The organism is Prevotella sp. P5-64, assembly GCF_002251285.1.
Classification (GTDB): domain Bacteria; phylum Bacteroidota; class Bacteroidia; order Bacteroidales; family Bacteroidaceae; genus Prevotella.
In genome coordinates, this window is the sequence record NZ_NPJK01000033.1 from 1 (window position 1) to 10,464 (window position 10,464).

Here is a 10,464-nt window from a genome sequence, read left to right on the forward strand (position 1 = left end):
AAAGCTGCAGGAAAGCAAATCAAGCAACTGGAGCTTTTTGAGGATGAGCAGGATTTCGGAAAATACCGATACAGCTGCTTTGTAACAGACCTTGACCTGCCGGCCAAGATTGTATATGACTCATATCGCGGAAGAGCGGATTCTGAGAATAGGATAAAAGAATTGAAGAATGATTTCTCCATCGATGACTTTGTCACAAATAACTTCTGGGCAACAGAGGCATGTGGGAATTTCATTGTTATGGCATATAACTTTATGTCGTTGTTCAGACATGCGCTGATCAATTCCAACAAGAAGAAATTTCTGAAGACTATCCGATACGAGTTGATATCGACGCCAGCCTATCTGGGAAAAACAAAAGACAAGCACATCCTATATTTGGCTAGATCACTAAAAACACGACAATCATTCTTATCTATATGGGAAAAATTAAAGGATTTCTCTTTGCCGTACGACACAGAGAAATCCTAATGACCGATTTGGGATAATCGCATAAAGTACAGTCTTACCCATGAACGCAAATGGATAGAGTTGACAGACGGATTGGAAATATCCGAAACCATCTATCAGGCAAACGGTTGGGAGAAGCCTAGACGCATTGTGATGGTCAGGCAAGAAATAGAGAAGCGCCCTAAAGCTGCAGGAAAGCAAATCAAGCAACTGGAGCTTTTTGAGGATGAGCAGGATTTCGGAAAATACCGATACAGCTGCTTTGTAACAGACCTTGACCTGCCGGCCAAGATTGTATATGACTCATATCGCGGAAGAGCGGATTCTGAGAATAGGATAAAAGAATTGAAGAATGATTTCTCCATCGATGACTTTGTCACAAATAACTTCTGGGCAACAGAGGCATGTGGGAATTTCATTGTTATGGCATATAACTTTATGTCGTTGTTCAGACATGCGCTGATCAATTCCAACAAGAAGAAATTTCTGAAGACTATCCGATACGAGTTGATATCGACGCCAGCCTATCTGGGAAAAACAAAAGACAAGCACATCCTATATTTGGCTAGATCACTAAAAACACGACAATCATTCTTATCTATATGGGAAAAATTAAAGGATTTCTCTTTGCCGTACGACACAGAGAAATCCTAATGACCGATTTGGGATAAAGCTCCAGCTAATCAGCGAGGAGGCCAGCACCATGACCGTGGTCACAAATCCCCTGGGACTGAATATCTTGTCGTCGATGTATTGGTACTCGGGATTTTGTACCCAGACAATGTTGAATAAGCAGATAATCGAGGCGATGATGCCACATACCAATACGATGTTGGCGATAATTTCGAGCGTCGTCTCTGCACCATTGCCGGCATTCTCTTCTACGGGTGCTACAGCCTTGGCTGCCACTGGCTCTGCTACAGGCTGCACCTCAGGGTCTTTTTCATTTTCTTGCATGATTACTATTGTTTTTATTGTCGTTACTTTTGTTTATTCTTGGGGGCTGCGGTGCATGAACCTATTGTCGGCCCACAACAGCAGGACTATGACCGCCAGCGCCACAGCCACCTGGAGCAGGATGGCGCCCGGACGCTGGTCGAAGAAGCGGTCGATGTGGCGGTAGACGTGGGCGAAGAACGACTCTGCCGTATTGGCTTCGCGGATGACATTGCGGTGGACGGTGATATTGAACAATATCTCGCCCAGATTGTCGGCAAACCACATCTCGGGCAGATACTTCCTGCCCAGTCCGGCACGCAGCATGGCTATCTTCTGCCCATTGGTCATGGCGGGGCCGTAGCGCTCGAGCAGCGAGGTGACCACAGCCGTGTTACGGCAGGAGTCCATGATGTCCAGCACGCGGCGGTTCAGATAGATGTCGTTGACCGAGACATAGAGGTCACCCGAGTGGCGGGCCTCAAAGCTGAAGACACGGCCACGGTCGTGGTTGCCCTGTATCATGCGACGGTGGTCGGCATCGCGGTCGCTGTCGTAGAGCAGCGGTTCGTTGGAGGCACGTATCTGGTAGAGCAGCGAGCCAAAGACTGGCTCGACCGCCGTCCACTCCATGCCCAGCAGCCGCCGGGTCTCACCCTTGTACATGCACAGCCGCGTGAGTTGGGCTGAGCGCATGTCCTGCTTGTCCTTGCCGGCGACATCATAGGACAGTCCGGGCATCACCATGTCGAAAGGCAGCACACAGTTGTCCTTGGCACAATGGTAGAGGTCGGCCACGCGGCCATAGTAGGCACCCGACGCCGTGACCTCGACCCTGTCGCCCCGCACCACCTGTATGCCGGTGTTGGCCCAGCACTGCCCGGTGTTGTAGAGAAACACATTGCGCTCGCTGCCACAGGGTTGGGCCATGGTGATGGCTCCTTGCTCATTGATACGCTGCGAGGGGTCGAAGAAGAGCACGCCCCGGATGAAGAACGAGAGGATGACCAGCAGCAAGACGATGGCGAAGACCAGCGAGACAAAGAAGATGACAAAGTTGACGCGTGCCGACCTCACCTTGGACGGGCAGTCGGCGAGCCGCTTCACCCTCGCCCCAGACATGAGGGCTGCCGCCACGGCTGCGCCTCTATAGCAGAGCCACGGCAGGAGCATGAGCGTCTTCCACACCATGCGCACCACGAGCATGGTCACCGGCAGCCGGTCGGTGGGGCGGTAGTCTATGAATGGCTTGATACCCAACACCTCAGCATCGGTCTGCGGGCCCGATGGCGTGGGGCGCTTGTCTGACAGCAACTCGGCAAGAAACGACCTGTCATTAATCACGTATCGCGCCAAGCCCGTGGTGGTGATGGCACTCGTGATGGTCTCAATAAGCGATTTGACATTCATTTTTGCTGCGTATTACGTTCGATGACTACAAGAAACGAACCCACATTGTCGGCAAACCAGGGGTCGCGGAACTTCTTCTCCTTATAATAATAGAGTTCGTTGTTGACGGGATAATTGGTCTTGTCGACCTCCTTGCCATTGTAATAATATCCCATACCATACGACCGGGCCTTGAGGACAGCGGCATCGGCCACGGTGCCGTCCTTGAGCTTGAGCGGCAAGGCTATGGTGTGGGTCTCCTTCATCGTGGCGTCCAGTCCGTGCTGCTCTACCGCCGCGATGACCCGGTCGAGAGAGGCGTCGGGGGTGGCAAGCGAGTCTCTCAGCGTCTTCATGCTGGCAAGATACATGTTTCGGATGACCGTATCTGTCATCACCACATCGTTGACTGCAAAGTGGAGCACGCCATCGCAAGGCACCACATAGTCGACACGCTCCTTGGAGATGACAGAGATGGTGGTGTGCAGGCTGCCACGCTCCAGACCATCGAGATAGACATCATTGTCGGGGTTCTTGTACCAGCCTATATCCTTCTTGCTGTGCTCATAAGGGATGACCTGCATCAGCAGCACGCCGAAAGGCTCGTCGGGCGCCAGCTTGTACTTGTCTCTGAAGTCATTGTGGCCTCCCTTGCGCTCAAAGCCCTCAGTACCCACCCAGCCGAAGCCAGGCTGGCGGTCCTCGTTGGCTGCGTCGACCAGATAGTGTATGGCGGTATTGGCTGCACCCGATGCCCGGATGGATATACGCTCGTTCTTCTTGACCTCGATGCCCGAGTTGGCCCACAGTTCTGCCGTGTTGAACAGCCAGTATATCACCTCCTTGTCTTCGGTCTGCATGATGGTGGCGCCATAGGTATTGGTCTTGATGACATTGTAGGGATAGAAACTCTTGACCACCAGCACCACAAAGGCCAGACCTACAAACAGCACGATGACTATCACAAAAAGCGAGGCTATCACCTTCCACAGCGACCTCGGGCTCTCAAGGAGTTCGCAGAGGCGCTTGTGGCGCACGATGTCTATGGTTATGGTCTTCTGGGCGTCGTCTGGCTGAGCTACAGGGTCAGTCTGTGGCGTCACTCTCTCATCGGTATTCACCTCTTTTGGCATTTCTGGAGACATAGCAGTAATAGGTTATAATGTTAAGGATTAAGATAACATTGCAAAAATAAGCAAAAAAACGCTGCGAGTGGCCATTGTCGCCCACTTTTTTACTCCCAAGCATAAAAAAAGCATTACCCCGGCACACAATCCTGCCAACGTAATGCTATTGATGGAGTGGAGCTGGAGGGATTCGAACCCTCGTCCGCACAGTAAAACCATATGCTTTCTACACGCTTATTCCGGCCTTCGGTTTTCGTGCATTGGCAAGACCCGGACCACCAACCAATGCCTTATCCTCTAAGATTTCATCTCCGATGCGAGGCTTTCGAGAGACTATTTCCGACTGTACTGCACCGCTTGACCAAGGAGTTTCGGAAAAAGAGCCCTTGAGCGATGTCTCGTCCCGTCACCTGGTGGCGGGATAAAGCCAGTAATCTACTATGCTTCGATTAGGCAGCGAGAGCGTAATTGTTTTCGCCAATTAATTTGTCGATGACTCTGATTAAGGAGATAGCCAACGAGTCTCCGCGTGCTTACATACCATCTTAGCCGCCGTCAAATCCAGTCAACCCCAATGATATATGAGTTGCAAAGATAAGGGTTATTTGCGAAACCAACAAGAAAAAAGCGGAAAAAATCCATTTTCACGCCCAAAATGCGCTACTATGCGCTCGTCGATAGGGTAATGGCAGAGGCTGTCATAAGAGAAATGATGTCGCAAACAAACGCTTCAGACAAACGTCTGGCTTGAAGCATCAAGGCACACTCCTTATATCTATAAAGGCGACTATAATGACAACTCCCATGCTGGCCATGAAAGACAACACATCATCCGCATGAGCGATGGTAGCGTCAAAAAGGTCATAGTAAAATAAAAAGTCAATGGAAATGGAGGCACAGGCAGCCTCCATTTCCTTTTTCATAACCGCCTATACCTTAACAAGATATACACAACGACGTGGTGGCAACCGCAACCGCCATGAAAAATGGCAAAAAATAATTGGGCTATCATGCAACAAATCGGCAAAAAACGAGTTATTATATTATATAATGTAGGACAACCAACAAATGACTCAACAACAGGCTACAGACGGAATGGGCAAAATGGAACTCGGCATCAAGCGGACAGCCGACATCCTGTTCGCCATGGTGGGCATGGTGGTCCTCTCGCCCGTAATGCTGGCAGTGGCACTGTCGATAAGACTACAACAGAATGGCCCCATCTTCTTTCGCCAGGTGCGCATAGGAAAAGGCGGCAAGCCCTTTGTGATATTCAAGTTTCGCACACTAAGCAGCGAAGCCGAGAACGAAGGGCCACAGCTCATTGCCCAAGGCGACGAGCTGACATCGACAAGACTTGAGCGGTTTCTGCGCGGCCATCATCTCGACGAGCTGCCACAGTTGTGGAATGTGCTCAGAGGCGACATGTCGCTGGTAGGGCCACGCCCCGAGCGCAAATACTACATAGACAAGATTATGAAGCAGGATGCGCGTTACAACCTCATTTACCTGATGCAGCCTGGACTCACGTCGGAAGCTACGCTCTACAACGGTTACACCGACACGATGGAGAAGATGCTGCGCCGGCTGGACATGGACATCAGCTATCTGGAGCACCGCTCGCTCTGGCTCGACACCAAGATTATCATCAAGACAGCCCTGAGCATCGTGACAGGGAGGAAATTCTAAAAGAAATATGAAAAGATACGTTATATTACTCATCGCACTCATGGCCTTTGCGGCCACCACATCGGCACAGTCGTCAATGACCGACGACCAGATAATGCAGTTTGTGGTAAAAGAGCACAATGCCGGCACATCGCAGGCACAGATAGTGACCAAGCTGATGCAGCGCGGCGTGAACATCACGCAGATACGCCGCGTGAGAGACAAGTATGAACGCCAGATACAGAATAAAGGTATGGGCGTAGTAGCCGACCAGGCAGTGGAAAAGGCAAACAGCCGTATGCGCACTGCCAACGGCGAGAAGAAGAAGGCTGCCCAAGCCAAGAGCCAGACCAGCACGCTGATACAGCAGGAAAACAATCTGCGCACAGAGATAGAAGACGACGAGCAGACGGCTGAGTTTCAGCGCGAACTGTCGGCCATACTGCCCACAGACACCATTGCCCTCTACCGGCAACTGATGGCCGAGCGGAAGACGAAGAAAGTGTTCGGCCGCGACATCTTCAACAACAAGAAGCTCACCTTCGAGCCCAATATGAACATCGCCACCCCCAGCGACTACCGTCTGGGTCCGGGCGACGCCGTTATCATAGACATCTATGGTGCCTCGCAGAAGAGCAACCAATACACCGTATCGCCCGACGGCGATGTGACCATCGAAGGTTTCGGCCCCGTACAGGTAAGCGGTCTCACCGTGGCACAAGCCAATGCCCGACTGCGCCAGACACTGGGCAGCCGCTACCAGAGCTCGAAGGTGCGTCTCACCGTGGGACAGACCAAGACCATCATGGTCAACGTGATGGGCGAGGTGCGCATGCCGGGCACCTACACCCTGTCGGCCTTCTCCACCGTGTTCAATGCACTCTACATGGCGGGCGGCCCCAACGACATAGGTACGCTGCGCGACATCAAGATATTCCGTGCCAACCGCCTCATCGCCCATGTCGATGTCTATGACTACATACTCAACGGCAAGGCCAGCAACATCCACCTCACCGACAACGACGTCATCGTGGTGGGGCCCTACGACTGTCTGGTCAACATCACCGGCAAGGTGAAACGCCCCATGTACTATGAGATGAAGAAGAGCGAGAGCGTGGGCACCCTGCTCAAATATGCCGGCTCGTTTACCGGCGACGCCTATACCCGCTCGGTGCGTCTGATACGCAAGACCGGCCGCGAATACTCGGTCTACAACGTGGGTGAGTTTGACATGAACTCCTTCCACATCGCCGATGGCGACTCTATCACCGTCGACTCTATCCTGAACCGCTATGAAAACATGGTCGAGGTCAAGGGAGCCGTATTCCGTCCCGGCAAATACCAGGTGGGCGGCGACATAACCAGTGTTCGCTCGCTCATAGAGCATGCCGAGGGCTGCACCGAGCAGGCATTTACGGCCCATGCCGTGATGCACCGTATGAAGGCCGACCGTACCCTGGAGGTAATACCCGTAGATATAGACGGCATCATGCAGGGCCGCGTGGCCGATGTGCCCTTGCAGAAGAACGACGTGCTCTTCGTGCCCACCAAGCAGGCCCTGATGGAGCAGCAGACCCTCACCATACATGGCGAGGTACACTATCCGGGTATATATCAGTATGCGGCCAACGAGACCATCGAAGACCTGATACTGCAGGCCGGCGGGCTCAATGACCAGGCATCTACGGTCAAGGTAGACGTGGCTCGCCGCATACGCGACCCTAAGGCGCTGACCACCGACAGCATCATCTCGCAGACCTATACGCTGGCCCTCAAGGACGGGTTCGTCATCGACGGTCAGCCCGGCTTCCGTCTCATGCCTTATGATGAGGTCTACGTGCGCCGCAGCCCCGGGTTTGCCACTCAGCAGAACGTGTACGTAGAGGGGCAGGTGATGTTTGCCGGCACTTACACGCTAGCCCGCAAGAACGAGCGTATCAGCGACGTGATACGCAAGGCCGGTGGTGTTACCGACTTGGCCTACGTGTCGGGCGCGCGCCTGTTGCGCCGTACCAGCGAGGCCGAGCGCGCCAAGATGCGGGCCGTGACGCGCATACTGGCTGCCCAGGGAGCCAACAGCGACTCTATCAACGTGGCCCTGCTACAGTTGGCCGACACCTATCCCGTGGGTATCGAACTGGGTGAGGCCTTGAAGCATCCCGGAGGCGACGCCGACCTGGTACTGCGCGAGGGCGACCAGCTCATAATACCCGAGTACAACGGTACGGTCAAGATTAGCGGCGACGTGATGTTCCCCAACACCGTGGCCTACGAGAAAGGCAAGCGGTTCAACTACTACATAGACCAGGCCGGTGGCTTCGGCCAGCGTGCCAAGAAAAGCCGCACCATCATCGTCTACATGAACGGTACAGTGGGCCGTGTGGCCCACAACGCCAAGGTTCGCCCCGGTTGTGAGATAGTAGTTCCCAGTAAGCCCCGGCGCAATCCGGCCGCCATAGGTCAGTGGCTGGGCATAGGCTCATCGGTAGCCTCGCTGGCCACCATGATAGCCTCGCTGGCCAATCTGCTGAAGTAATTTTGAATCATTATGAATACTAAAAATAATCAGATAGATATACTGGCTGTGGCCAGACGTGTAAAGAGCAGCAAGATACTATTCTTGAAAGTAACGGTTCTTACTTTTATAGTGGCATGCCTTATCATTTTTCCAGTGCCTCGTTACTATAATAGTAGTGTGGTGTTAGCACCAGAGATGGGGGATATAATGGGGAAGAATAGTTTGTCATCTATAGCCTCGTCTTTTGGGTTCAATCTGGGTAGCTCGTCTACAGGCGATGCCATTTATCCAGAGTTGTATCCCGATTTGATGAATACAAATGATTTCGCAATCAACCTGTCTAAGTGTCATGTTAAAAGCAGTGACGGTACTATTAATACTACCTATTATGATTATCTGCTAAAATATCAAAAGCAGTATATATTAGGGGTACCTTTTAAATGGTTACTTGAATTGCCTGGAAAATTCAAGAAGAAAACAGCGGCTAAGGTGGGTACAGACATTAATATATTTCAGCTAACGGAGGAACAGGAGAATATTCTTGGGCTTATCCGTAAGTCTGTTACTTGTAGCTTGGATCCTAAAACAGGTGTTATCTATATTTCAGTGGAAGATCAAGACCCTTTGATTGCTGCGACTATAGCTGATAAGGCTATGAAAGAACTGCAAAGTACGATTACTCGTTATCGTACCAATAAGGCTCGTATAGACTATGAGTATTATAAGAAACTTACGGCAGAGGCTAAGTATCAGTATGAGCGGGCGCGCCAGCTTTATGGCGGCTATGCTGATGCCAACATGGATGTCGTATTGGAAAGCTATAAGGCTAAGCAGAATGACTTGGAGAATGATATGCAACTCAAATTTAATACATATAGCGCATTAAATACTCAATTACAACAGGCATTAGCTAAGGTGCAAGAGAATACTCCGGCTTTTACTACTATAAAAGAAGCGTCGGTTCCAATATTGCCAGCCGGACCTAAGCGCATGGTTTTTGTATTCTTTATGGTTATAACGGCTTGGATGGTTACAATACTATTTGTTTGTAGGGATTTATTAAAAACGTTATTCACCAAGGGAGTATAAAAGTCTTTTCCCATAATGATGGCGGTAATTAAGTCTTTAAGGAATATAGGACATAATAAGGGCCAGCTCTTAAAAGATTCTTTTTGGGCTGTGTTTGGTAATGCTATCGGTAAGGGCTTGTTGCTGCTGGCAGGAATTGCTGTGGCCCGTTTCTTGGGGCGTGACAGCTATGGAGAATATGGACTGATAAGAAATACAATTCTCACGATAGGAATTTTTTCTACTTTTGGTATTGGCTATACTGCGACAAAATTCATTTCGCAGGGTATGGCTAAGTTTCCAGACCGTATATTCCTCATTTATCATATTCTGATAAAGATAACTCTTATAGCAAGCATCGTTATAAGTGCTCTTATTTTTACATTTGCCAGACAGTTAGCTGTATTTTTAGAAAATGCCCCTTTGGCAACAGCCATTAGAATGTGTGCCATTATTATAGTGTTTAATGCTTTGACATTTACTCAAAATGCCATCTTATGTGGATTTAAAGAGTTTAAGAAAGTCGCAATTAATAATGGATGGAGTGGTATCGTTACTTTTGTGAGTAGTGCTTCTTTAGCTTATTGGTATGGCTTTGATGGCGCTTTGTATGCCTTGCTTATATCTCAGCTATTTAATAGCATTATTAATTATATCTCTATTCGCAGTATTACTACAAAAATTAATAAAGTAGTAATTCCTGTACAGGAAAAAAAGAAAATACAAAAAGAAATCATAATATTCTCTTTTCCAATAGCACTCCATGAGAGTTTGTATTTTGTTATTACTTGGTTCTTTAATTTCGTAATTATAAAATTCGCAGACTATGGCCAACTGGGATTATACAATGCAGCTTGCCAGTGGACTGTTGTTATACTATATATACCTTCGGTATTACGAAATGTAACCCTGTCCTATCTTACTTCGACCGCAAATGTATCAACTGAGCAGGAAATTCTTAAAATGATGATTTTAAGTAATTTTGCTACTTCGAGCGTAATGTGCCTAATAATAATGCTTCTTAGTGGATACATAGAGGGCTTTTATGGAGTATCATTTGTGGGGCTAAGGGTAGTTTTATGTACATTATCTCTTAGCACTATATTTGATTGTGTCGGTTCGGTATATGAGCAAGGACTTATATCAAAAGCTAAAAATTGGAGCCTGTTAAGTGTAAATTCTATCAAGAATATAGGAACTATAATATTGGCGATAGTACTTATACATAATATGGCCATAACAGGGGCACTTGGCTTGTCTATTTCGCGAGTGGCATTTAGCTGTATGGTAGTGCCTGCACTCGTATAT

The 10,464-nt window shown here is 49.5% G+C and carries 10 protein-coding genes and 1 other RNA gene; 6 read left to right on the plus strand and 5 right to left on the minus strand.

All coding sequences use genetic code 11. The features are described from left to right. Window positions 1–471, plus strand: a 471-nt coding sequence (locus tag CIK87_RS06130; protein WP_144008131.1) for a transposase, incomplete at its 5' end; no start/stop codon positions are given. Window positions 472–531: 60 nt separating this feature from the next. Further along, the gene (locus tag CIK87_RS06135; protein WP_254046516.1) at window positions 532–1,104 is read left to right on the plus strand and encodes a transposase; all 573 of its coding nucleotides are present in this window, start codon (window positions 532–534) and stop codon (window positions 1,102–1,104) included. Here CIK87_RS06135 and CIK87_RS13965 read toward each other — a convergent pair. The 5 genes from CIK87_RS13965 to CIK87_RS14345 all read right to left on the minus strand — a co-directional run bounded on the left by CIK87_RS13965 (window position 1,063) and on the right by CIK87_RS14345 (window position 4,825). Continuing rightward, on the minus strand, window positions 1,063–1,407 hold the full coding sequence (locus CIK87_RS13965) for a hypothetical protein (RefSeq protein WP_144008132.1): 345 nt from the start codon (window positions 1,405–1,407) through the stop codon (window positions 1,063–1,065). The genes CIK87_RS06135 and CIK87_RS13965 overlap by 42 nt on opposite strands. Window positions 1,408–1,440: 33 nt before the next feature. Next, window positions 1,441–2,796, minus strand: coding sequence for a hypothetical protein (locus CIK87_RS06140; RefSeq protein ID WP_094386345.1), 1,356 nt, complete (start codon window positions 2,794–2,796; stop codon window positions 1,441–1,443). Further along, window positions 2,793–3,920: a hypothetical protein gene (locus tag CIK87_RS06145; protein WP_144008133.1), complete on the minus strand. Its 1,128-nt coding sequence runs from the start codon at window positions 3,918–3,920 to the stop codon at window positions 2,793–2,795. The genes CIK87_RS06140 and CIK87_RS06145 overlap by 4 nt, the downstream gene beginning before the upstream one ends. A 154-nt stretch (window positions 3,921–4,074) precedes the next feature. After that, window positions 4,075–4,475, minus strand: a transfer-messenger RNA (tmRNA) gene (ssrA, locus tag CIK87_RS06150). 182 nt (window positions 4,476–4,657) lie between these two features. Next, window positions 4,658–4,825 carry a hypothetical protein gene (locus CIK87_RS14345; RefSeq protein WP_158216213.1) on the minus strand — a complete coding sequence of 56 codons (168 nt, stop codon included), beginning with the start codon at window positions 4,823–4,825 and terminating at the stop codon, window positions 4,658–4,660. 145 nt (window positions 4,826–4,970) lie between these two features. Here CIK87_RS14345 and CIK87_RS06155 point away from each other — a divergent pair, with 145 nt between their 5' ends. The 4 genes from CIK87_RS06155 to CIK87_RS06170 form a co-directional block, all read left to right on the plus strand. Then, window positions 4,971–5,591 carry a sugar transferase gene (locus CIK87_RS06155; protein WP_094386349.1) on the plus strand — a complete coding sequence of 207 codons (621 nt, stop codon included), beginning with the start codon at window positions 4,971–4,973 and terminating at the stop codon, window positions 5,589–5,591. 7 nt (window positions 5,592–5,598) lie between these two features. Then, window positions 5,599–8,106: an SLBB domain-containing protein gene (locus CIK87_RS06160; protein WP_094386351.1), complete on the plus strand. Its 2,508-nt coding sequence runs from the start codon at window positions 5,599–5,601 to the stop codon at window positions 8,104–8,106. A gap of 12 nt (window positions 8,107–8,118) precedes the next feature. After that, entirely contained in the window at window positions 8,119–9,177 is a 1,059-nt protein-coding gene (locus CIK87_RS06165) for a chain-length determining protein (protein WP_094386353.1), read from the plus strand. Window positions 9,178–9,192: 15 nt separating this feature from the next. Then, a partial coding sequence (locus CIK87_RS06170; protein ID WP_094386355.1) for an oligosaccharide flippase family protein occupies window positions 9,193–10,464 on the plus strand: 1,272 nt, incomplete at its 3' end.

What these genes read in the sequence shown, in the direction of transcription:
- CIK87_RS13965 (WP_144008132.1), bottom strand. Translation starts at nt 1,407, where the DNA reads ATGCAAGAAAATGAAAAAGACCCTGAGGTGCAGCCTGTAGCAGAGCCA.
- CIK87_RS06145 (WP_144008133.1), bottom strand. Translation starts at nt 3,920, where the DNA reads ATGTCTCCAGAAATGCCAAAAGAGGTGAATACCGATGAGAGAGTGACG.
- CIK87_RS06160 (WP_094386351.1), top strand. Translation starts at nt 5,599, where the DNA reads ATGAAAAGATACGTTATATTACTCATCGCACTCATGGCCTTTGCGGCC.
- CIK87_RS06140 (WP_094386345.1), bottom strand. Translation starts at nt 2,796, where the DNA reads ATGAATGTCAAATCGCTTATTGAGACCATCACGAGTGCCATCACCACC.
- CIK87_RS06155 (WP_094386349.1), top strand. Translation starts at nt 4,971, where the DNA reads ATGACTCAACAACAGGCTACAGACGGAATGGGCAAAATGGAACTCGGC.
- CIK87_RS06165 (WP_094386353.1), top strand. Translation starts at nt 8,119, where the DNA reads ATGAATACTAAAAATAATCAGATAGATATACTGGCTGTGGCCAGACGT.
- CIK87_RS14345 (WP_158216213.1), bottom strand. Translation starts at nt 4,825, where the DNA reads ATGAAAAAGGAAATGGAGGCTGCCTGTGCCTCCATTTCCATTGACTTT.